At 64.5% G+C, this 22,884-nt stretch carries 20 protein-coding genes; 6 read left to right on the top strand and 14 right to left on the bottom strand.

Translation table 11 applies throughout. The annotated features are described in order from the left end of the window. Positions 1-115: 115 nt before the first annotated feature. From J7573_RS24745 to J7573_RS24710, 8 genes are all read right to left on the bottom strand, one after another. Positions 116-1,126: a DUF2955 domain-containing protein gene (locus J7573_RS24745; RefSeq protein ID WP_294341020.1), complete on the bottom strand. Its 1,011-nt coding sequence runs from the start codon at positions 1,124-1,126 to the stop codon at positions 116-118. Further along, positions 1,116-2,207 carry an HlyD family secretion protein gene (locus J7573_RS24740; RefSeq protein ID WP_294341019.1) on the bottom strand — a complete coding sequence of 364 codons (1,092 nt, stop codon included), beginning with the start codon at positions 2,205-2,207 and terminating at the stop codon, positions 1,116-1,118. The genes J7573_RS24745 and J7573_RS24740 overlap by 11 nt, the downstream gene beginning before the upstream one ends. Next, on the bottom strand, positions 2,204-3,718 hold the full coding sequence (locus J7573_RS24735; protein WP_294341018.1) for a TolC family protein: 1,515 nt from the start codon (positions 3,716-3,718) through the stop codon (positions 2,204-2,206). The genes J7573_RS24740 and J7573_RS24735 overlap by 4 nt, the downstream gene beginning before the upstream one ends. A 3-nt stretch (positions 3,719-3,721) precedes the next feature. Further along, complete coding sequence (locus J7573_RS24730) at positions 3,722-4,819, bottom strand: AI-2E family transporter (RefSeq protein ID WP_294341017.1); 1,098 nt, start codon at positions 4,817-4,819, stop codon at positions 3,722-3,724. Between the two features lie 40 nt (positions 4,820-4,859). After that, positions 4,860-6,050, bottom strand: a complete 1,191-nt coding sequence (locus tag J7573_RS24725) for a monovalent cation:proton antiporter-2 (CPA2) family protein (protein ID WP_294341016.1) — start codon at positions 6,048-6,050, stop codon at positions 4,860-4,862. 34 nt (positions 6,051-6,084) lie between these two features. Further along, positions 6,085-6,903, bottom strand: coding sequence for a polyphosphate kinase 2 (ppk2, locus tag J7573_RS24720; protein ID WP_294341014.1), 819 nt, complete (start codon positions 6,901-6,903; stop codon positions 6,085-6,087). A gap of 95 nt (positions 6,904-6,998) precedes the next feature. Beyond that, positions 6,999-7,619 carry an isochorismate family cysteine hydrolase YcaC gene (ycaC, locus tag J7573_RS24715; RefSeq protein ID WP_294341013.1) on the bottom strand — a complete coding sequence of 207 codons (621 nt, stop codon included), beginning with the start codon at positions 7,617-7,619 and terminating at the stop codon, positions 6,999-7,001. 101 nt (positions 7,620-7,720) lie between these two features. Continuing rightward, entirely contained in the window at positions 7,721-8,740 is a 1,020-nt protein-coding gene (locus tag J7573_RS24710) for a transporter (protein WP_294341012.1), read from the bottom strand. Between the two features lie 210 nt (positions 8,741-8,950). Between J7573_RS24710 and J7573_RS24705 the strand changes: the two genes are divergently transcribed. From J7573_RS24705 to J7573_RS24695, 3 genes are all read left to right on the top strand, one after another. Then, on the top strand, positions 8,951-9,340 hold the full coding sequence (locus J7573_RS24705; RefSeq protein ID WP_294341011.1) for a nuclear transport factor 2 family protein: 390 nt from the start codon (positions 8,951-8,953) through the stop codon (positions 9,338-9,340). Between the two features lie 94 nt (positions 9,341-9,434). Next, positions 9,435-10,934 (top strand): cytosine permease, encoded by a 1,500-nt coding sequence (locus J7573_RS24700; protein WP_085673948.1) that lies wholly within the window; start codon positions 9,435-9,437, stop codon positions 10,932-10,934. Positions 10,935-10,947: 13 nt separating this feature from the next. Continuing rightward, positions 10,948-12,378, top strand: a complete 1,431-nt coding sequence (locus J7573_RS24695; protein WP_294341010.1) for an aldehyde dehydrogenase family protein — start codon at positions 10,948-10,950, stop codon at positions 12,376-12,378. A 54-nt stretch (positions 12,379-12,432) separates the two neighbouring features. Here J7573_RS24695 and J7573_RS24690 read toward each other — a convergent pair whose 3' ends face one another. Both J7573_RS24690 and J7573_RS24685 read right to left on the bottom strand, forming a co-directional pair. Further along, positions 12,433-13,746 (bottom strand): MFS transporter, encoded by a 1,314-nt coding sequence (locus J7573_RS24690; protein WP_294341009.1) that lies wholly within the window; start codon positions 13,744-13,746, stop codon positions 12,433-12,435. Between the two features lie 25 nt (positions 13,747-13,771). After that, positions 13,772-14,947 (bottom strand): M20 aminoacylase family protein, encoded by a 1,176-nt coding sequence (locus J7573_RS24685; RefSeq protein ID WP_294341008.1) that lies wholly within the window; start codon positions 14,945-14,947, stop codon positions 13,772-13,774. Positions 14,948-15,093: 146 nt separating this feature from the next. Here J7573_RS24685 and J7573_RS24680 point away from each other — a divergent pair, with 146 nt between their 5' ends. Next, a complete protein-coding gene (locus J7573_RS24680; RefSeq protein WP_294341007.1) occupies positions 15,094-16,044 on the top strand; it encodes a LysR substrate-binding domain-containing protein in 951 nt (316 codons plus the stop codon). Positions 16,045-16,415: 371 nt separating this feature from the next. After that, positions 16,416-16,667 carry a hypothetical protein gene (locus J7573_RS24675; RefSeq protein WP_294341006.1) on the top strand — a complete coding sequence of 84 codons (252 nt, stop codon included), beginning with the start codon at positions 16,416-16,418 and terminating at the stop codon, positions 16,665-16,667. 208 nt (positions 16,668-16,875) lie between these two features. Here the strand turns inward: J7573_RS24675 and J7573_RS24670 are convergent, their stop codons facing one another. Both J7573_RS24670 and J7573_RS24665 read right to left on the bottom strand, forming a co-directional pair. After that, complete coding sequence (locus J7573_RS24670; protein WP_294341005.1) at positions 16,876-17,397, bottom strand: GNAT family N-acetyltransferase; 522 nt, start codon at positions 17,395-17,397, stop codon at positions 16,876-16,878. Further along, positions 17,355-17,645: a DUF1778 domain-containing protein gene (locus J7573_RS24665; protein ID WP_294341003.1), complete on the bottom strand. Its 291-nt coding sequence runs from the start codon at positions 17,643-17,645 to the stop codon at positions 17,355-17,357. Before J7573_RS24665 ends, J7573_RS24670 begins: the two co-directional genes overlap by 43 nt. 210 nt (positions 17,646-17,855) lie before the next feature. Between J7573_RS24665 and J7573_RS24660 the strand changes: the two genes are divergently transcribed. Then, positions 17,856-19,073, top strand: coding sequence for a DUF3422 domain-containing protein (locus J7573_RS24660; RefSeq protein ID WP_294341002.1), 1,218 nt, complete (start codon positions 17,856-17,858; stop codon positions 19,071-19,073). A 126-nt stretch (positions 19,074-19,199) separates the two neighbouring features. On the opposite strand, the gene J7573_RS24655 is transcribed toward J7573_RS24660, so the two are convergent. Beyond that, a complete protein-coding gene (locus J7573_RS24655) occupies positions 19,200-21,602 on the bottom strand; it encodes a DUF3772 domain-containing protein (RefSeq protein WP_294341001.1) in 2,403 nt (800 codons plus the stop codon). 56 nt (positions 21,603-21,658) lie between these two features. Beyond that, positions 21,659-22,711: a bifunctional DNA-binding transcriptional regulator/O6-methylguanine-DNA methyltransferase Ada gene (gene ada / locus J7573_RS24650; protein ID WP_294341000.1), complete on the bottom strand. Its 1,053-nt coding sequence runs from the start codon at positions 22,709-22,711 to the stop codon at positions 21,659-21,661. Positions 22,712-22,884: the final 173 nt, after the last annotated feature.

Genomic DNA, 22,884 nt, shown 5'->3' with positions numbered 1-22,884 from the left:
CTTCGCGGGCAAGTCGGGGCGCCGAACCGCCGCTCCCACAGCTACATCACTGGCTTCATGCCAGTGCTATCCCTGTGGGAGCGGGTTTACCCGCGAAGAGGCCAGTACAGGCGTGCTAGGCAGCCCGAACCCGACGCCGGTCGATCCAGATCAACATGGCACTGGCATACAGCGACACGGCCACGAACAGCGCCATGCGCACCGCAAACGCCTTGTACACATCCTGCCCGCCGGCACTGTCCTGCACCGACTGCCCGAGCAGGATCAGCATGGTGGTCAGGCAGCTCACCCAGTACGCCGGGCTTTGCTTCGTATCCACCGCACGGTAGAGCCTGCGCGCCTGCCAGAGAACGAACAGCAGCACCCACAGGAAGAACATCCACAGGTGCACGAACAGGCTCAACGCGCCCCACACCAGCATCGCCAACACCCCGGCCAGCAAGGTCGAGCCAATCAGCTCGCGGCTGGCATGCCGCGCCCGCGTCTCCCCCGCCTGCTGCCCCAGGCTCACTGCCTTCATGATCAGCGGCATGAACTGGTCCGGGGCGATCAGCGCCAGCAGGAAGGCCGGCATGACGATCAGCGTGGCGCGCAAAGCAACCCAGCTGACATCCGCGCTGTCGAGCAAGGGCGGCGAAGGCTGCACAGGCGCGCCGGCCGGCTCGGGAAACAGTACATGGGCCAGCGCCGTGCCCAACACCGCCAACAGCATGCCCTTGGCCAACGCCTCGACCACCGACAACGCCAGGCTGAAATCGCTGGTGCCGGCCGCCGCGATCATGGTCAGGCCGATCACCAGCAGGTTGGCCAGCAGGCCATTGCCGCCCTTGAGCGCATAACGCAAAACCAGGAACACCCCCACGCCGACCAGCAGCACCCCACTCAGCGGGGCATGGCGCAGCAGCGGAATCAGCAGCAGGCCGCTGCCGCAGCTGAGCATCACCAGGATCGCCAGCACCGGCGCCGCCTTGATCGGCAGCGCCTCACTGCGCATGGCCAGCAACAGCACTGCGAACACCGGCGCCAGGATCGGCACCGGCAAGCCCAGGCCGAAACTGGTCGCCAGGCACAGCGCCACGCCCCAGGCCAGGCGCAGCGCGCGCAAGCGACGCAGCTCAATAGGCATACGACAGCCAGCTCATCAGCCACATGAACACACGGCCCAGCAGGTTCAGCGGATTGCCTTCGCTGGGCAGCGCCATGACTTCGGCCTGACCGCCCACACGCAAGCCGGTCTTGTCTACCCGTTGATCACGGTCGAGTTCGACGATCACCGGGAAGCGCTGCGCCGAACGCAACCAGTCGCGGCTGTTCTGTACGGTTGGCAAGGTTCCCGGGGGCGCCGGCTGGCCGACGCTCACGCCATAGCCGATGCTGCGGACCTGCCCCTTCAGGACCGTGCCTGGCATGGCATCGAGCACCACCAGCACCGGGGCGCCGGGGCGCAGGCGGCCGAGGTTGTTCTCGGTCATGTCGGCACTTATCCACACGTCATGGATGGCGATCAGGGTCATCATCGGGCTGCCAGCGCCCACGTAGTGGCCCACGTCGGTGCGCAGGTCGGTAATCAGGCCGTTGGTGTCGGCGCGGACCACGGTGCGCGCCAGGTCCAGGCGGGCCTTTTCCACATTGGCCGCGGCGCTGCGCAGTTGCGCGTTGTCGGCATCGGCCCCGCCCTGCTGCTCACGCGCCCGTTGTACCTCGGCGCGGGCGGCGGCTACCTGGCTGATGGCCTGGTCGCGAGTGGCCTGGGCGCCTTCCAGGCGGCGCACCGACACCGTTCCCGGGTCCTCATCAATCAAGCGCTTGAGCCGTTCGGCATCCTGGCGCGCCTTGCGCTCGTTGGCCTGGGCTGCCACCAGCGCGGCCTGGGCCGAATCGATGCCGGCGGTGCTGGCGCCGATCTGCCGGCGCACGGTATCCAGGTCGGCTTCGGCGCGGGCCAGGGCGATGCGGTACTGCTCCTGGTCCAGTTCGAACAGCACATCGCCCTGGCGCACTTCCTGGTTGTTGCCCACGGCCACGCGCTTGATCTGCCCGGCCACTTCGGCAGCCACCGGCACCACGTAGGCCTGCAGCCGGGCTTGTTGGGTGTAGGGCGTGAAGCGGTCGGCCAGCAGGTACCAGACCAGGCTGACGACGATCAGTATCAGCACCCAGCGCATGCCGCGATCGGGGGCTGGCGGGGCGTGCGCGGCGTCACTCATTTCGGCTCACCTTGTTCGGGGGCGGCGGGGGCAGGCTCGTCGAGCAAATCGCCCCAATCGGTACGGTTTTTCATCTGCTGGCGGGTGGCAGGGTCGATCGGTTTGCGGCTGTTGTCCCAGCCGCCACCCAGCGCCTTGTACAAGCTCACCAGGCTGCTCACCGCGTTGCCACGGCTGACCAGGTAGCCGTCCTGTTGCTGCAATAGCAGCTGCTGGGCGTCGAGCACACGCTGGAAATCGGCAAAGCCTTCCTGGTACTGCGAGCTGGCCAAGGTCAGCGAACGCTGGGCGGCCTGCGAGGCATCCTGGCGAATGCTGGCGCTCTGCAGCGAGCGCACCAGGCCGCTGGCGGCATCGTCGGCTTCGTGTGCGGCTTCGCGCACGCTCTGGTGATACAGCTCGATCAATTGCTGCAGGCGGGCGTCCTCGACCCGCACGGCATTCTTGCGCCGGCCGTAGTCGAACGGGTTCCAGATCAGGCTCGGCCCCGCCGCCAGGTCGAAGGTGTTGGGCAGGTGGCTGGCCGACAGGAAAGTCCAGCCAATGCTGCCCAGCAGGCTCAGCTGTGGATAAAGATCCGCCTCGGCCACGCCCACCAGCGCCGATTGCGCCGCCACCGCCTGTTCGGCGGCGCGGATGTCCGGGCGCCGTTGCAGCAGGCTGGCCGGCACGTCCTGCAACACTGCGCGGTCCGGCAACGGCAACTGCCCGTGGCGTGCCTCCAGTTCGGGCAACGGGCCCGGTGGCCGGCCAAGCAGCGAGCAGAGCACATTGCGCAAGGCATTGAGCTGGTTTTCGAACTCGGGGATGGTGGCCAGGGTGGCCAGGTACTGGGTACGCGCCTGCTGCCAGTCGAGCTCGTCGTTCTCGCCGTGGCGGAACAGCCGCTCGGTAATCTGCAGGCTGCGTTCCTGGCGCTTGGCGTTTTCTTGCGCAATATCCAGCCGCGCCTCGGCGGTGCGCAGGGCGAAGTAGGTATCGGCCACCTGGGCACGTAGCAGCAGCATGGCATCGGCATAATTGGCCTGGGAGGCGAAGTAGACCGCATCGGCGCTCTCGATGGCGCGGCTGAAGCGGCCCCAGAAGTCGATTTCCCAACCGATGTCGAAGCCCACGCTGGACTGCCAGAACACCGAGTCGCGCGCAGTGGACGTGCCGGACTGGTCTTGCTTCAGGTACAGGCTCTGCGCGCTCAACTGCTGCAGCTGTGGATAACGCCCGGTCTGCACGATGGCCAACTGCGCCCGCGCCTCGGCAATGCGCAGGCCGGCCACACGCAGGTTGGTGTTGTTGGCGTCGGCTTCGGCGATCAGCCCTTCGAGCGTCGGGTCGGCGAACACCAACCACCACTGGCGCAGGTCCGGTGCTGGCGCAAAGCGCCCGGCCTGCTCCAGCAGGGGCGTGTTCCAGCGGTCCAGCCATGGGTCCTGGGGCTTTTCGAAGTCCGGGCCGACCTGGGTACAGCCGGCCAGGACCATGAGCAGTCCCAAGCCATAGCAACGTTTGGGCATGGCTCAGGCCGCAGGCGGGGTCGGTTGCTCCGGCACCTGCAGCGCCACCCATTGCCAGAACAGTACATAGGTCACGCCGAGGATCACCGGGCCGATGAACAGGCCGATGATGCCTTTGACCACCATGCCGCCCAGGGCGCCAATCAGCACCACCGGCATCGGTACATCCACCCCTCGCCCCAGCAGCAGCGGCTTGAGCACGTTGTCGGCAAGCCCGGCAACGAAGGTATAGACGGCAAAGATGATGGTCGCGGCAGTGAAACCCTCGACGTTGAACACATAGATGATCACCGGCACGGTGACCAGCGTCGCGGGTGCCTGGGCAATCCCCAGCATGAGGATGACGATGGCCAGCATGCCCGCCCCTGGCACACCCTTGACCACGAAACCGACGCCAATCAGCAGCATCTGGATGAAGGCGATGCCGATCACGCCCTGGGCCACGGCACGAATGGTCGCAGTGCACAGCTGGGCCAGCGGCTTACCGCGTTCCTCGCCGGATACCCGCATGGCGATGCGCTGCGAGGCGACTTCACCGCGCTCGCCGAAGGCCATGATCACGCCAGAAATGATGATCGCACCGACGAACAGCAGAAACGCACCTCCGGCACTGGCCGCGGCGCCCAGCACCGTAAGCCCGGCGCCCTTGAGCTGTGGCATCCACTGGTTGAGCACGCTGGCCATGTTTTGCGATGCCGACAGCCACAATGCATACAGCCTGGGCCCGATCAGCGGCCAGGTCGCCACCGATTCGGGCGGGGCCGGCACGCTCCAGGTACCACTCTTGAGCAGCGTCACCAGGCTGTTCACCGAATCGCCGATAGACATCACCACCAGGTAGATCGGGACCAGCAGCACGATCAGCACCAGCAACACCACCAGCGTTGCCACGTAGCCATCCTTGATGCCGGTGCCACGCCTGATCCGCAAGTACAACGGATACAGCGTCACCGCCAGAATCACCGACCACAGCATCAGCTCCAGGAACGGCTGGAAAACCTGGAAGGAGAACATCACCAGGGCGGCCACCAGGCCTGCCTTGATCAGCACGTCGAGCAGGCCCCGCGACAGGGCACTGTCCAGCTTGAAACTCGGCTGCATGTTTCACCTCCGAACGTCAGGCGCGCCGGCAAGGCGCTGTTCAATGGCCCGTTTCGGCTACCGGGCGGTCCTTGTCACGCAACTGCCGCGCCAGGGCCATCATCACCAGGGGCACCACCGCCATCGACAGCGTGATGGCAAGCACCAGCAAGTCATGAACCTGTTGCGTCAACACCTGGTGCTCCAACGCCAGCTTGAACACCACGAAGGCGAACTCCCCCCCAGATGCCAGCACCACCGCCAGGCACAGTGCCTGCGCCTGGCTGAGGCCGCCCGCGCTACGCCCGAGCGCGAACAGCAGCGGCATCTTGATAACCACCAGCAGCAGTGTCAGCCCCAGCACGATCAAGGGCATGCCGAACAACAGCTGCAAGTCGGCACTCATGCCGACGCCGACGAAGAACAGCCCGAGGAGCAGGCCCTTGAGCGGTTCGATCTGGGTTTCCAGTTCATGTCGAAAGGGCGAATCAGCCATCAGCACACCCGCCAGGAAGGCGCCCAAGGCCATGGACACACCGACATGCTCCATCACCCAGGCGGTGCCCAGCACCACCAGCAAGGCGGTCGCGGTGGACAGCTCGGGCAGCCCCGAACCGACCGTCCATTTGAATACCGGAGTCAACAGATAGCGGCCAAAGACAATCACCACACCAATGCCCGCCGCCACCGCCAGCAGCGGCCAGTTGCCTTCGTCGGCGCTACTGACATTGCCACCGAGCAGCGGCACCACGGCGATCAAGGGAATCGCGGCGATGTCCTGGAACAGCAGGATGGCCACGGCCAGGCGACCGTGTGGTTTGCCCAGGTCCTTGCGTTCGGCCAGCACTTGCAGGCTGAACGCCGTCGACGAAAGCGCCAGCCCCAGACCGAGCACGATCGCCGCCGCCTTCGATTGGCCAAACAGGAAGTACGCCAGCAGGCCGAGCACCACCGCCGTCAAACCCACTTGCAGCGAGCCGATGCCGAACAATGCCTTGCGCATGGTCCACAGCCGCCGTGGCGACAGCTCCAGACCAATGACGAACAACAGCATCACCACGCCCATCTCCGACAGGCGAGCGACGTTGTCGGGGTTGCCCAGCAGGCCCAGCACCGAAGGCCCGATCAGGATGCCGGCCAGCAGATAGCCGGGCACGGCACCCATTTTCAAACGCTGCGCCAGTGGTACCAACAGCACCACGGCCAGAAGAAACACTACAGTCGCCTGCAGCAGGCTGCCGTCATGTGGCATAGATTCGCACTCTTGCTACCCCCTTCGGGAGAGATCAGAAATGTTCTTCGACCACCTTGAAGGGATAGGGCACGGCCTTGTATTTGCCGATCTTGCCGCGCTTGGGCAGCTTCACCACCTCATCGCGGGTGATGTCCTTGTAGGGGATGCGCGTCAGCATGTGGCTGATGATATTCAGCCGGGCGCGCCGCTTGTCGTTGGAGTGCGCCATGAACCACGGCGCCCAGGACGAATCGGAGGCCGCAAACATGTCGTCACGGGCCCGGGTATAGTCGTCCCAGCGGGTGTACGACTTCAGGTCCATGGGTGACAGCTTCCACAACTTGCGCCCGTCGCTGATGCGGTCCTGCAGGCGGCGGGTCTGCTCTTCGGCGCTGACTTCGAGCCAGTACTTGATGAGGATGATCCCCGACTCGACCATCATCTTCTCGAACAGTGGCACCACGGCGAGGAACTTGGTGCTCTGCTCCTCACTGCAGAACCCCATCACCCGTTCGACGCCGGCGCGGTTGTACCAGCTGCGGTCGAAGATCACCACCTCGCCGGCGGCAGGCAGATGGCGCAGGTAGCGTTGCACGTACATCTGGGTCTTTTCCCGCTCGGTGGGTGCCGGCAGCGCCACCACGCGGAACACCCGCGGGCTGACCCGCTCGGTGATGGCCTTGATGGTGCCGCCCTTGCCGGCACCATCACGGCCCTCGAACACAACACAGACCTTAAGGCCCTTGGCCACCACCCATTCCTGCAGTTTCACGAGCTCCACGTGCAGTTTCCTGAGTTCCTGCTCATAGGCTTTACCGCCCAGTTTCTCTGCCTGTTCTTTCGAGTCTTTCTTCCTGGACGGCTTAGCCATGGCGCTCTCCTGAGGGCGAATGAAGAGTCAGTATGGTCGATCCATGACAATTTGCCGTTTCGCTTGCTGAGCAAATTGCCGCACCCTCACAGCCCCTATTTCGCCAGCTTGTTGTAGCTGGTCATCAGGTTGCGATAGTCCGGAATATGGTTGGAGAACAGGGTGCCCAGGCCTTCGATATCGTTGCGCCAGTCACGGTGCAGCTCACAGGCCACGCCGAACCAGGTCATCAGCTGGGCACCGGCTGCCTCCATGCGCCGCCAGGCCGAATCACGGGTCAGTTCGTTGAACGTGCCTGAGGCGTCGGTGACCACGAACACCTCGAAGCCCTCCTCCAGCGCCGACAATGCCGGGAAGGCCACGCAGACCTCGGTGACCACTCCGGCGATCAGCAACTGCTTCTTGCCGGTGGCTTTCACGGCCTTGACGAAGTCTTCGTTGTCCCAGGCGTTGATGTTGCCGGGGCGGGCGATATAGGGGGCGTCGGGGAACTGCTGCTTGAGTTCGGGCACCAACGGGCCATTGGGGCCGGTTTCGAAGCTGGTGGTGAGGATGGTCGGCAGCTTGAAGTACTTGGCCAGGTCAGAAAGGGCCAGCACGTTGTTCTTGAAGCGGTCGGGGTCGATGTCGCGCACCAGTGAAAGCAGGCCGGTCTGGTGATCGACCAGCAGGACGGCGGCGTTGTTCTTGTCCAGACGCTTGTATTGGAAGGCCATGGCGGAACTCCTTGCTCTGACAGGTTGGGACTATCAGCGTAGGCAAGGATGGGGGGTGCAAGGGACCGTCAGTCGGTTCGTTTGGGGTGGACGGTACAGCTTCAATACTCCCGCCGCTTGCTGAAAGCCCAACGGCCCGCCAGGAAAGTAAAGGTCGCCACCAGTGCCACCAGCAGCCAGAAGCCGTTCGGGTCATCAGAGAGCGGTACGCCGCCGACGTTCATGCCAAAAAAGCCGGCGATGATGTTGATCGGCAACGCCAGCACGGTGACCACGGTCAGGGTGAACAGGGTGCGGTTGGTCTGCTCGTTGAGCTTGGCGGCGATTTCTTCCTGCAACAGTTTGATTCGCTCGCCCAGGGCGGTCAGGTCGCTGATCACCAGGGTGAATTCTTCGGTCGCTGCGCGCAGCTGGCGCATGTCCTGTTCCTGCAGCCATTCGGGCGGGCGATTGAGCAGGCGCAGCAAGGCGCCGGGTTCGAGCGCCAGCAAGCGCTGCAGGCGCACCAGTACCCGGCGCATGCTGCTCAGTTCGGCGCGGTTGTCGCTCAGGCGCTGGGACAGCAGCTGGTCTTCGATGCGGTCGACGCTGGCGGTGGTCTCGCGCACGATCTGGGTCAGCAGGTCGCCCTGGTCGCGCAGCAGGTGCACCAGCAGTTCGATCGGTGAATGGAAACGCTCGCCCTGCTTCACCGATGAGCGCAGCTTGTCCACCGAATGCAACGGCTGCAACCGAGCACTCACCAGCAGCCGGCTGCTGGCGCAGGCCCACAGGGTAGAGACGTCCGACGACACCAGGCCGAAGTTGAACACCACATCGTTGACCACGGCCAGCAGGGTCGATTCGACATGTTCGATGCGCGTCGAGCGCGAGCCTTCGCGCAGGGTTTCGAAAAAGGCCCCCGGCAGCGCCAGGTGCGAGCGCAGCCAACGTTCGCAGGCGGCGTGGGCAAGGTTCAGGTGCAGCCAGAGGAATTCGTCCGGGTCTAGCGGTTCACTGAGCTTGCGCAGCGTCTGGGCCGAGTCAAGCTCGCGGCCAGACTCGCCGGGGCGGAAGGAAAACGCGTAGAGCAGGCCGAACAGGTCGTGTTCCTGCTGGGGGTATAGCGCGTGATGGCCCATTCGAACTCGCAATGAGGCAGTGGAGCGGAGACTGTGAGGGTGCGCGCTGCAGATTGCAGTTCGATGACGGCATTACTTGATCGGTTACTTGATCGGTAGACATCACTTCACAAATTCCTGAACTAATTATTTCCCCCCAGCGATTTTTCCCCTCGCCTGCCCCCACCAGAATCGCTTCACCACAATCACAATAACCGTGAGGCCACTCCCGTGGACCAGACACTCCAGGTACGGCACGCTGCCGCCGACCTCGTCAAAGCCTTTGCCAGCAACGACACCGCCCGCTACTTCGCCTGCTTCAGCGAAGACGCCACCTTCCTCTTCCACACCTTGCCGCAACCGCTGCTGTCGCGCCGTGCCTATGAAGACCTCTGGGCCCAATGGCAGGCCGAGGGTTTTGCCGTGCTTGGCTGTGAGTCGAGCAACGTGCAGGTGAGCCTGCAGGGCGACGTGGCGATCTTCATGCACGACGTGGCCACGCACATCCGCATTGCCGGTGAGGCGCACCAACTGGCCGAGCGCGAGACCATCGTCTTCCGCCGCCACGGCGAACAATGGCTGGCGTGCCACGAGCACCTGTCGGTCGTCACCGCAGCCTGATCCGAACTTACGCGGCCTTGCCGCACTGCCATCGCACCCACAAGAGGGCCCGCGCACCGCGACGGGCCTACAACAACCGCGCTGGAGCATCACCATGAGCCACTCGACCGGTATCGAGACCAATGGCGTCGAACAGATCCCCGACGATCAACGCGACGCCTCCCCGCTGGACCTGTTCCGCCTGATCTTCGGCGGTGCCAACACCTTCGCCACTGCCGTGCTGGGCAGCTTCCCGGTACTGTTCGGGCTGTCGTTCCAGGCCGGGGTCTGGGCGATCCTGCTCGGTGTCGGCGTGGGTGCGCTGATCCTGGCGCCGATGGGCCTGTTCGGTGCACTCAACGGTACCAACAACGCCGTGTCGTCAGGCGCGCACTTTGGCGTGCACGGGCGCATCGTCGGCTCGTTCCTGTCGCTGCTCACCGCCGTGGCGTTCTTCTCGCTGTCGGTGTGGAGCTCGGGGGATGCCCTGGTCGGCGGCGCCAAGCGCCTGGCCGGGCTGCCGGAAACCGATTTGACCCTGGGCCTGGCCTATGGCCTGTTCGCGGTGCTGGTGCTGGTGGTGTGCATCTTCGGCTTCCGCTTCATGCTGTGGGTCAACAAGATCGCCGTGTGGGCTTCGAGCCTGCTGTTCCTGCTGGGTATCTTCGCCTTTGCCGGGCCGTTCGACGCCGGCTTTGCCGGTAGCGTCAACCTCAGCCAGCCGGGCTTCTGGGCAGCCTTTGTCGGCGCGGCGATCCTGGCCATGAGCAACCCGGTGTCGTTCGGCGCCTTCCTCGGCGACTGGTCGCGCTACATCCCGCGGCAAACGCCGAAGTCGCGCATCATGCTGGCCGTGATCGCCGCCCAGGTTGCCACCCTGATCCCGTTCCTGTTCGGCCTGTGCACCGCCACCCTGGTGGCCACCCAGGCGCCTGACTACATCGCTGCCAACAACTATGTCGGCGGCCTGCTGGCTGTAGCGCCGAGCTGGTTCTTCCTGCCGGTGTGCCTGATTGCGGTGATCGGCGGGATGTCCACCGGCACCACCGCGCTTTACGGCACCGGCCTGGACATGTCCAGTGTGTTCCCGCGGCTGCTCAGCCGCGCTGGCGCCACTTTGCTGATCGGCGTGCTGGCGATCGGTTTCATCTTCATCGGCCGCTTCACCTTCAACCTGGTGCAGAGCGTGTCGACCTTCGCCGTGCTGATCATCACCTGCACCAGCCCATGGATGGTGATCATGATCCTCGGCCTGATCACCCGCCGCGGCTTCTACCACGCTGACGACCTGCAGGTGTTCACCCGCGGTCAGCGTGGCGGCCACTACTGGTTCCTGCATGGCTGGAACTGGCGCGGCATGGGCGCGTGGATCCCCAGCGCGATGGTCGGCCTGTGCTTCGTCAACCTGCCAGGGCAGTTCGTCGGCCCGCTTGGCGACCTGGCCGGTGGCATCGACCTGAGCCTGCCGGTGACCCTGGGCCTGGCCGGCGTGCTGTACCTGCTGCTGCTCAACCTGTTCCCTGAACCTGCTGGCGTGTATGGCCCGAATGGCCCGCGCTGGGTGCGCTGCAAAAGCGCCCCGCGCACGCCGGTGACCACCGCCGAAATGGCCTGACTGGATACCGACCATGACCACCTCCCACTACATTGCCGGCCGCTGGGTCGAAGGCCAGGGCAGCGACTGCATCAGCGTCAGCGAGCCTGCGCTGGGCCTGCCCTTCGCCGAACTGATGGCCGCCAGCGTGGCCCAGGTCGACCAGGCCGTGGCCGCCGCCCGTGACGCCCTGCCGACCTGGAAAAAGGTCAGCGCCAGCACGCGCGCGGCCTTCCTGCGCGGCTTTGCCGAACAGCTCGGCCAGCGCCGCGAAGAACTGATCACTCTGCAGATGCGCAACAACGGCAAGCCGCGCCACGAGGCCGAGATCGACCTGGATGATGCGGTCGCCACCTTCGCCTACTACGCCGAGCTGGCCGAACAACTGCCCTCGAAGAACCGTGACGTGCCGTTGGCCGCAGCGGGCTTCACCGCTCGCACCCGCCTGGAACCGGTGGGCGTGGTCGGCCTGATCGTGCCGTGGAACTTCCCGCTGGTGACCAGCGCCTGGAAGCTCGCCCCGGCCCTGGCGGCCGGTTGCACCGTGGTGCTCAAGCCGTCGGAAGTGACCCCGCTGATCGAGCAGACCTACGCCCAGATCGCCGACGCCCTGGGCCTGCCGGCCGGCGTGTTGAACATCGTCAACGGCAAGGCCGAAACGGGCGCCGCCCTGAGCAGCCACAACGGCCTCGACAAACTGTCGTTCACCGGCAGCAACAGCGTCGGCAGCCAGGTGATGCGCAGCGCTTCGGCGCAGTGCCGGCCGGTGACCCTGGAGCTGGGTGGCAAGTCGGCGATCGTGGTGTTCGACGACTGCGACCCGGACCAGGCCGTGGAATGGATCGTCGCCGGCATCACCTGGAACGCCGGGCAGATGTGCTCGGCCACCTCGCGCCTGCTGGTGCAGGACGGCATCGCCGACACGCTGCTGCCGCGCCTGCAAGCTGCGCTGGAAAAGCTGCGGGTCGGCAACCCGCTGACCGAAGAGGTCGACATGGGGCCGCTGACCAGCCAGGCGCAGTGGCTGAAGGTTGCCAGCTACTTCGCAACAGCACGTGAAGAAGGCCTGCAATGCCTGGCCGGTGGTCAGGCGCTGGACCGTGAGGGCTGGTTCGTGAGCCCGACGCTGTATGCCGATGTGCCGAAGGACAGCCGCCTGTGGACTGAAGAGATCTTTGGCCCGGTGCTGTGCGCACGCCGCTTCGCCACGGAAGAACAGGCGATTGCCGAGGCCAACGACAGCCGCTTCGGGCTGGTCGCCACGGTCTGCTCCGCCGATCTGCAACGCGCCGAGCGCGTGGCCGATGCGCTGGAGGTCGGGCATGTGTGGATCAACTCGGTGCAGGCGGTGTTCGTCGAAACCTCGTGGGGCGGCACCAAGGGCAGCGGGATTGGCCGTGAGCTGGGGCCTTGGGGGTTGTCGGGTTATCAGTCGGTGAAGCATGTGACCCATTGCTTGGGGTGATGACCAAGGGGCCCCTCTCCAGAAGGGAAGGGGCTCGTCCCTGAGCCTCAGGTATCAGTCGAAATCTTTGCCTGCGGTTTCCGGCGCCAGCTTCAGGCCTACCAGCGACAGCAAGATCGCCGCGATGATGTAGAACGCGGGGGCATTGGTGTTACCGGTCAGGCTCACCAGGCCGGCGGCGAACAGCTGGGCGAAGCCGCCGAACAAGGCCACACCGACGCAGTAGGCCAGGGACATGCCACTGGCGCGAATGCGGGTGGGGAACAGCTCCGGCAGAATCGCCAGGTTGGGCACGATGGTGTAGGTCAGCGGAACGCTCAAAAGGAATACCACGGCCAGCAACACCAGCAGGGTCGGGTAATGGTTGAGCAACAGGAAGGCCGGGTAGATCGCCAGCAGCAGGATTGGCAGCGGCCAGAAGATCGCCTTGCGCCGTCCAATGCGGTCGCTCAGGCGGCCAGCGTGGGCCGACAGCAACAGCGGCGGCAGGCAGGCGATGATCGCGGCCCAGGTGCCGCTGGCCAGGGGCATGCCCAGCACTCCAATGGCATGGTTGGCGAGGTAGAACTGGATGGTATAGATCGGCACGGTCGCGCCGATCACCAACAGTACGCCCGCCAGCATCTGCCGGGGGTGTTGCAGCAGCAAGGCCAGCTGCTTTCCCTGCGAGGCCGGTGCATGGCTGCGGGTCTGGCGATGGGCATGGGTTTCTTCAAGGCGATGGCGAATGTACTCGCTCACCGGGATGGCCAGGATGCCCATGGCGAAGATCAGGCGCCAGCCCCAACTGTCCATGGCCGTCGGGCTGAGGAGGTTGCTCAGCAAGGTGACCATCAACGCCCCGATGCAAATGCCCAGACTCTGGCTAAAAGTCTGCCAGCTACAGTAGTAGCCGCGTGAATGCTTGTCGGCGTACTCCATCAGCATGGTGGTCGAGGTGCCGATTTGCCCGCCGACCGCAAAACCCTGCAACAGCCTGGCGACAATCACCACCGCCGGCCCGAGCAAGCCTGCCTGGGCGTAGGTGGGGGCCACGGTGAACATCAGCGAACCCATCGCCATCAGCCACAGAGTCAGGCGCATGGCCGCCTTGCGCCCGACGCGGTCGGCGTACAGGCCGATTACCAGGCCGCCCAGCGGGCGCATGACGAAGCCCGTGCCGAATACCGCCAGCGATAGCATCAGGGGGATCAGCGGGTGGTCGCTGAAGGGAAAGAACAGCTTGGCCATGAGCGTGGCCAGCAGGCTGTAGACCAGGAAATCGTAAAACTCCAGGGCATTGCCCACACAGATCGCGGCAATCGCTCGGCGCTTGCTGGGTGGAGCACTGCTGGTGTCGTTGGCGAATTCTGTTGTTTTTGTTGTCATCGTCGTTGCTCTCTTGCGGTGGCCGTCAGGCCAGGAAGCGCCGCGCCAGTCGCACCCAGAAGGTTGCGCCCAAGGGCAGTGCCAGGTCGTTGAAGTCGTAACCGGGGTTGTGAACCTCGCAGCTGCCGCTGCCTTCGCCATTGCCAATCAGCAGGTAGCAGCCGGGCACCCGCTCCAGCCAGAAGGCGAAATCGTCGCTGGCGCAGATGGGTTTCTGGCCCTGCGCCAGGCCTGCTTCGCCGAGCCAGTCCTGTATCACCTGCTCGGCCAGCTGACTGGCCTGCGGATCGTTGACCAGCACCGGGTAGCCTTCGCCGAAGCTCACCTCGGCGGTGGCGCCGTAGCTTTGCGCGTGGTACTCGGCCAGGGCCTGGATGCGCTGACGCAGCAGGCGGCGCACGGAGGGCTCGAGGGTGCGCACGCTCAGGCGCAGTTCGGCCTGCCCGGGGATAACATTGGCGGCATCGCCGGCCAGGAAGGCGCCCACGGTGATGATCGCGGTTTCGCTGGGCGGCACGTTGCGCGAGACGATGGTCTGCAACGCCAGCACCAGCGAAGCACCGGCCACTACCGGGTCGATCGCGCGGTCCGGCATGGCGCCGTGACCGCCGTTGCCGTGGATGACGATGGTCACGCTGTCGGTGGACGCCATGCGCGGCCCGGCGAGCACGCCGAACTGGCCGAGTGGCATGCCGGGTGAGTTGTGCAGTGCATAGACGGCGTCGCAGGGGAAGTATTCGAACACCCCTTCATCGAGCATGCGCTTGGCCCCGGAACCACCATGGCCTTCCTCGGCGGGCTGGAAGAACAAGTGCAGGGTGCCGCGCCAGTGACGTTCGCGCGCCAGTTCGCAGGCGGCGGCCAGGAGCATCGCGGTATGCCCGTCATGGCCGCAGGCGTGCATCTTGCCCGGTACCGCGCTGGCCCACGGCTTTCCACTTTGTTCGTCAATGGGCAACGCATCGAGTTCGGCGCGCAGGCCCAGCGTGGGGCCTTCGCCATTGTGCAAGGTGCCGACCACGGCGGTTTCGGCCAGGCCCTGATGGACTTCATATCCCCATTGGCGCAGGTGGCTCACCACTTGGGCGCGGGTGGCGAATTCTTCGAAACCCAGTTCGGGTTGGCGATGGATGGCCCGGCGCAGATCGACCATGGCCGGTGTGATGGCGATGATGCCGGGGGGAATACTGGGTGTAGGCATGTTGTTGCTTCCTGGTCTGCGAGGCGACACTGCGCGGCCCGTTGGCGGCCTTGGCCTCGTGCTCTAACCTAGCGCCAGTGGCGGAGGGGCATAAGCCGCAAAAATGTTGTCATGACGACCCTTGGTGTTCAGGCAGGAGACTTATCGTGAAGCTGCACCAGCTACAGGCTCTGATCGCGGTGGCCGACCACGGCGGAATCCGTTCGGCTGCCCGCGCCCTGGACCTGTCCCAGGCCGCCATCACCCGTGCTTTGCGCGAGTTGGAAGAGGAGCAGCGGCTGCCCTTGCTGGCCCGCCATGCCGGCGGCGCGCGACTGACCGCGGCGGGATTGGCCCTGCTGCCCCACGCCCGGCAGATCGCCAGCCAGCTGGAGAAGGCCCAGCGTGACCTGGCGAGCCTGCGCGGCGAGCCACCGACTCGCCTGTGTGTGGGGGTCACGCCCTGGTTCGGCCAGACCTTGCTCGGCGCTGCGCTAAAGGCGTTCCGCGAGGAAATGCCGATGGTTCAGCTGGAGCTGTATGAGGGGCTGCAGGCGGTCAGCCTTGCGCTGTTACGCACCGGCCAGATGCAGTTCGCCCTAGGGCCCGCGAGCGGGCTACCGGGGCAGGAGTTCAGCCATCAAGTGCTGGCGCATTACCCCATGCGGGTGCTGGCGCGCACCGGCCATCCGCTGCAAGCAGCCCACTCGCTGGGTCAGTTGCTGGAGCAGGACTGGGTCATGAACTTTACCCAGGCCGGGCAGCACGCGCTGATGCACCAGTTGTTCGGGCGCCACGGTTTGAGCATCGAACCGGGGCGCATCGTTTGCGCCCAGTCCAGCGCCATGCTCAGCAGCCTGATCGTCGACGCGGGCCTGCTCGGTTATTCGCCCGAGCCGATGCTGTTGTGCGAGCCGCTGCGTAGCAATGCCAAGGCGCTGGTTTTGAACGAGCCGCTGGAGGAAGGCGATATCAGCGTGATACACCTGCGCGACCAGGCCCTCGACCCGGCCGCACGGTGCCTGGTGCGTTGCCTGGAGCAAGCGCTGAAGGCTTGCAGCCGGTCGCGTCACGCCAACGACCGACAATTGGCCGACATGCTCAGGTTGAGCTTCTGATTCGGGATCTCTGAGGCGCTTTGCGCCGGCATCTTCAGCGATGTATTCCCAAGCCATCACTTGTAAGAATATTCCCAACCTGAAACCAAATGCTTCAAGAGCAACCGGATTGGGAATTATCCTACGCGCTGCGCTGTCGTTTCTCTGTTGTTGATGATCAGCATCAGGGCTAGTTTCCCTGTGTCGCCAAATTCGGCGATCGGGTGTGAGAGCCCGTGTTGATCTAGCTGCAACCTCAGCGGTAGCTGTGCGCGGGCAGGACTCGTCCTGGCCGGTTTCCTAGATCACCGGTCTCTCACCCCGCGTACAGCTGCCACCCAAACCTGTGAGAGGGAATGGGCGTCAGCTCCTGACTGATCTAGGAGTAAACCATGAAAAAAGTAGTCCCCGATCCACCTGTCAAAACCTCTCCCCGCGCGTTCTATACGATCAACAACGACATGCCCTCGCCCGAGGCGCTGTTGTACATTTCTCAATTGCTGCGCGGCATCGAAGACACACTGGACGAGTACATCTGCGGCAATGCCGGCGAGCCTGGCATCGGGATGTTGGTCAACACCGTGCACAGCGTACAGATGGCCAAGACGTTGAATGAGCTGGTCCTGATGCGGGATGTAGGGTAAATCACCTGGTATGAAGCCGGGGTTGCGAGTCCCTTCGCAAGCCAGCGAGGGGACACGTTCTGCCTACTTCCTTAACTACACGCTTTAAACAGGACATGTCGCAAGAAAGCGTTTTCGAATTCAAGTTACACAAACATGTCGCTGACGGCGACATATTGAAAAAACGTGTCGCTGAAACCGTTAAATAGCGACACGTCCTCGTAAGAAATCACTGCAACGACATCATCATCGTCTTGGGAGACAGTTGAGGACAGAGCTTGAACCCCGCATATTTTGCATAGAACTGTTCAAGTCGCTCGGTAAGTGGATGCACGATCATTGCGACGCAGCCCACGACCTCCGATGCAGCCAGAGCTCTTTCAATCGCATCCTGCAAAAGATCGGTTGCCAAGCCTTGCCCTGCAGCTTGACGGGTTACACCCATCCGTCCCAATACGACGACCGACAAATGTTCAGGTGCATTACGGCGAAGTCGGGCCGATGTGGCATGCCCCCGCGCAACTGACCCAGTCGATAATGTGTAAAAGCCAGCAACGGTGTTCGTGCCAACAAAGCAGGTGACATAGACCACAGCGTGTTTGGCATGCTGGGCCTTGAGTGCCTTTTCCGACAGATAGCTGTTGATCGAAGCTTCTCCACAATCGAACTGGCTCAGATCATGGAACTTGTTCAATACCTGTGGAGCACTCAGCGCCAGCGCTTCGGCCTTGCCAGCAGCTTCTTCACGCATTCGTTACTCCTGATAGGATGGTCTTCCAATGCCTGTGTGAACGCGTCAAACGCGTCATCATCAAGCAGGAACAAGCGTTGCTCCATGAGCACCTCTTCAGCTCGCTTGCATGCAGCTTCCAGGACGAAGCTGGTGCGATCACCGCCAACAATTTCCACTGCCGCGTCAATCAAGTCGCGGCGGTGCTCCGCGACTCTCATGTTCAACGGCACCGCTTTGCTGCGATCCCGCGTGTGTAATTCAGCCATTGATGACTCCTTGCCCGTCCCACACGAGCAGCCAGATCGACCGATCTCTGTCGACAAACCTAAGCCTAATAAAGCGTAACGCAAATGTATAGCTGTGAATCTAGCTGCGTTACGAACGGTCATGCTTGGCACCCGATGGTGACTTTCCTTCCCCCTCCCGAAGTCCCACTACCTGGTACCCCCACAATCACAACACCAGGCCGGACCACCATGCACCCTCAACGCACCGCCTTGCACAACGAGCTGCACGCCCGCCCGTCGCTGTACTTCGATGGCCCGGCACATGTCTTCCACCTGGCCGTCCTGGGCGGCGATGCCGCTTGCGCCGCACTGTTGCAACGCTGCTGCCCGGAAGCGATCGACGCCGAAGCCGCCCAAGGCATCACCCGCTTGGATGGCCACCCGTTCAAGTGGGAACGGCACACCGAGTTCTTCACCCTGACCCTGGTGGTGCCTTGCTCTGCCGCCGACACCGAATGGCAACCGCTTCCACCGGTGCTGGCCGAGGCCATCGCGCCGCAGGCGGCCCAGGTGATCAATGCCGTGCAGGTGCTGGTGCGTGATGAACAGGACCTCGACCTGCCCCACTATGGGTTCAAGGACCCGTGCGGCTCCTGCGTCGGCGGTGGCGATGCGGTGGTGTGGAGCGACTTCCGCCTGACCGAGGACGGCACCAACCGCTTCCTGTTCATCAACCGTCGCCTCAATGCCTACCGCCAGGGCCGGATGATCCGCCGCCTGCTGGAGATCGAGACCTACCGCATGATGGCCTCGCTGACCCTGACCACGGCCAAGGCCCTGAGCCAGGAGCTGGATGCCTTCGACAAGACCCTGGTGCAACTGTCGGAGCGCAGCGCCGGCGGTGATGGCCACGATTCCAAGGCCCTGCTCGAAGCTATCGCCCACCTGTCGCGTCAGGTGGTCAGCCGCACGGTAAGGACCCGCCATCGCTTCGGTGCCACCCAGGCCTATGCGCAGCTGGTGTTCGAACGCCTCGGCGAGTTGCGTGAGAGCCATGTGGGTGATTGCCAGCGCCTGGGGATATTCATCGAGCGCCGGTTCAAGCCGACCGTGCGCTACTGCGCGGCCACTGAACAGCGCCTGGAACAACTGGCGAAGAATGTCGCCAACCTGGGCGACCTGCTGCAGGCGCGGGTGCAGGTGGAAATGGAAGAGCAGAATGCCGGGATCCTGCGCAGCCTCAATGCCCGGGCCGATGCCCAGGTGAAGATCCAGCGGGCGGTGGAAGGGCTGTCGATCATCGCCATCACCTACTACCTGCTGAACCTGTTCAAGCTGTTGTATGGCGGGCTGAATGTGCTGGGGCTTGAGCTGACAGCGCGGGATGCGCTGTTGGGCATGGCGCCGCCGGTGCTGCTGGTGCTGTTGGTGATTCTCCTGCGAATCAGGCAGGCCAAGCAGCATTAGGGCCGGGGGCTGCTTTGCAGCCCATTCGCGGGCATGTCGGATCGCCGCACCGCCGCTCCCACAGGTACTTCACTGCTCTCAAGGACAGTGATATCCCTGTGGGAGCGGGCGTGCCCGCGAAGGCCATCACGCCGATTCGTCAGCCGGGCGCGAGCCTTCCTGCACCAGCACCATGCTCTGCGGCGACGACAGGGCAATGCCTTCATCGCGCAAGCGGCCAAGAATGGTGAACAGCAAGTCGCTGCGGGTGCCCGACACCTGCCGCGGCCCCGCCACATAGCCACTCACACCAATGACCATGCCCGCTGAGGTCAGGTCCTTGAAGGTCACCGAACAGGCCGGCGCATCAAGAATCGCCTCGTGCTCGTGATAGGCCGCCAGCAGCAGATCACGCACCTGGTTGGCATCGGTCTCCAGCGGCAAGGTCAGGGTGATACCCACCACGCCCAAGGCATTGCCCATGGTCACGTTGCGCACGTTCTGCGAGATGAACTGCGAGTTGGGCACGATCACCGTGGAACGGTCGGACATCTGGATTTCGGTGGCGCGAACGTTGATCCGGCGGATATCCCCCTCGACCCCCGCCAGGCTCACCCAGTCGCCCACCTTGACCGGACGCTCGGTGAGCAGGATCAGGCCGGAGATGAAGTTCTGCACGATCTGCTGCAAGCCGAAACCGATACCGACCGACAGCGCACTGACCACCCAGGTCAGGCTGGTCAGGTTGATGCGCAGGGTCGACATCACCAGCATGGCCAGGAACAGGAAGCCGAGGTAACCGACCAGGGTCACCAGCGAGGCCCGCATGCCCGCGTCCATGTCGGTTTCCGGGAGCAGCCGCTCGCTCAGCCAGCGCTTGACCACGCGGATGGCGAACAGGCCGCCGAAGAAGATCAGCACCGCCACCAGGATGTCCTGCGGCACGATGTTGAGGTTGCCGAGCAGCTTGCCACCGGTGCCGTCCCAGTCACCCAGGCTCAGCAGCAGCTCGCCGGGGCTGGTGCCCGACGGCATCAGCGCCAGCAGAATCGCCAGGAACAGCAACACCGTGCGGCTGATGCCGACCAGGATGGTGCTGGCCTGGGCCTGGTGACGCGGCGCCAGGCCCAGGGTCGAGGCCAGTGCCAGGCCGCCAGGCTGGCGTGGCGACAGCAGGGCTTCGCACAGGTCGCTGAGGAAGGTGGTGAGCAGGTAGGCGCACACCGCCACCACACTGATCCACAGCAGCTTGGCGGTGAGGAAGTAGGCCAGGGTCAGGTAACCGGCAAGCAGCGCCAGCACGATCAGCACGACCCACACCACAATCACGAACGGGACCAGCCCGACCCAACCGGTCGGGCGCTCCAGGTCATGCTTGCGCAGGGTGCGGCGATAACGCAGCAGCGCCACCGAGAAGATCACCGCCACCACCAGCGCGGTCAGGCCGTTGGTGGCCACGGTCAGCGCCAGGCTGGTGCCGATCACGCTGTTGATGCGCTCGATGGTCAGCATGACCATCAGCGCCAGAGCCAGCAGCTTGGGGAACCAGCCCAATGCGCTGGCCACTTCGTCGTGAATCGGCGGCAGGCGCCAGGACGGGCGCTGCAGCATCAGCATGGCGCGGCCCAGGCCGGTGATGAAGGCGCTGAACACCACCAGGGTGAGGAAGTGATTGGTCAGGCTGGCGACATCGGAACCCAGCTCGGAGCTGCTTTCCAGGCCCCAGCGCAGCAGCGACACCGAGCCGGAGATGGTGCCCAGGGTGGCCAGGCTCACGCTCAAGGCCAGGGCGCTGCGGCGCAGGCGACCCTCCGGCAGGCGATGCACCATGACACTGGCCAGCAACCGCTCGAGCAGGCCGCGGACCACGGTCCAGACCAGCACGGCCGCCACCAGGCTGACGATGAAGAACCAGCGGTGCTCGGCACTGAACGCACTGGCCACGGCATCGGCCGCCTCGCTGCGCAGATCGTCAAGGCGCGAGACGTCGTCTGCGGTGGGGCGGATGAGGTTTTGCCAGAATGCCGGGCTCAATGGCGTCGTCGCGCGGCTGAGGATCTGTGAGTTGAACTGGCTGCGGCGCAGGTTGACGATTTGCGTGGACAGGTCCCGGGCCGACTGAGTCAACTTGACGGCCTGCTCCTGTGCAGCGACCGCCGCCTTCTTCTCGGCGTCCAACTGCTGGCGTTGGCGGGTCAGGGCTTCGGCTTCGTCCGGTTTCACCGGGCCGAGCACCTTGAGCTTGTCGTCGAGTTTTTCCACATCGGCGGTGCGCAGCGTGCTGAGTGCTTCAGCCTGGCGCTGCACCTGCACGGCCGACAGGCGCAACTGCGACAGCAGGTCGTCGTTGGCATTGCTGGTAACGCCCTGGCGGATCTGGTCGAGCCGATCGCTCAGTTGCTCGTAACTGGCGTTTTCGTCGAGCACCGGCATTTCCGCCGCAGCCAGGCTGGACACGGGTGTGGCCGGGGCCGACCAGGCCGGCGCGACCAGCGCCAGCATCAGGGCCATGACCCCCAGGTAGAATCGGGCAAGGCAGACGCGCCTCATCGAATGTTCCTCTTTACCCATCGATTTGGCGGAGGATTCTACGCGGCTTCAGGCGATCAGGAGAGTGCCGTTTCTCGCGCCAACAGTTGCCGCTTGCGCTCCACCCCCCAACGATAGCCGCTGATGTCGCCGTCACGGCGTACCACCCGGTGACAAGGGATGGCCACGGCAATGTGGTTGGCGGCGCAGGCCATGGCCACGGCACGCACGGCCTTGGGTGCACCGATGCGCTCGGCGATGTCGGTATAGCTGACCCGGCTGCCCACCGGCACTTCGCGCAAGGCCTGCCAGACGCGCTCCTGGAAGGCGCTGCCCTGGACATCCAGCGGCAGGTCCAGGCCCAGTGCCGGCGCCTCGATAAAGCCGACAACTTCGGCGACCAGCTGCTCGTAGCCGGCATCGCCGCCGATCAGGCTGGCTTGGGGAAACTGATCCTGCAACTGCTCAAGCAGCGGCTCGGGGTCATCACCGAGCAGGATCGCGCAGATACCCTTCTCGCTCTGGGCCACCAGGATCGCCCCCAGAAAGCATTGGCCAATGGCGAAGTGAATGGTCGCGCCAGTGCCGCCTGCCTGATAGTCACGGGGGCGCATGCCCAACCGCTGGTCGGCGCTTGCGTAGAAGCGGCTGTTGGAGTTGTAGCCGGCGTCGTAGATGGCATCGGTCACAGAGCCTTGCCCGTCGCCCAGGCGCTCGCGCAGGCGTCGGGCACGGAAAGCGCTGGCGTAGGCCTTGGGAGTGAGACCGGTTTCGGCCTTGAACAGGCGGTGCAGGTGGAAGGGGCTGACAGCCAGTTGCGCGCCGAGCTGGTCGAGGCTTGGCGGGGTGTCGTTGTTTTCCAGCAGGCGGCAGGCGCGGGCGACCAGAGCGGAGCGACGATTGGTATCCGCCTTGGCCATGCAACGGCGGCAGGCACGATAGCCGGCAGCTTCAGCACTGCTGGCGTCGTTGAAGAACTCGACGTTTTCGCGCTTGGCCATGCGCGATTTGCAGCCGGGGTGACAGTACACGCCCGTGGTGCGCACGGCGTAGACGAAGTGGCCGACGGCGGACGGGTCGCGGGTCTGCACGGCTTGCCAGCGCTGGGTATCAGTGGTGAAGACATTCATCGCGGTCTACCTCGACTATGTGTTTCGTCTGCTCCGGCCTCTTCGCGGGTAAACCCGCTCCCACAGGGACCGCACCATGCCCGAGCCCAGTGCAGTGCCTGTGGGAGCGGGTTTACCCGCGAAAGCGCCGCTACAGGCGAAAAGCTGCGTCAGCCCTCGCTCAGGCCGACCTT

It is taken from the genome of Pseudomonas sp. (genome assembly GCF_017744435.1).
Lineage (GTDB): Bacteria > Pseudomonadota > Gammaproteobacteria > Pseudomonadales > Pseudomonadaceae > Aquipseudomonas.
Note: the sequence above shows the minus strand (reverse complement) of the source record. Positions and strands in the feature narration are given on the sequence as shown.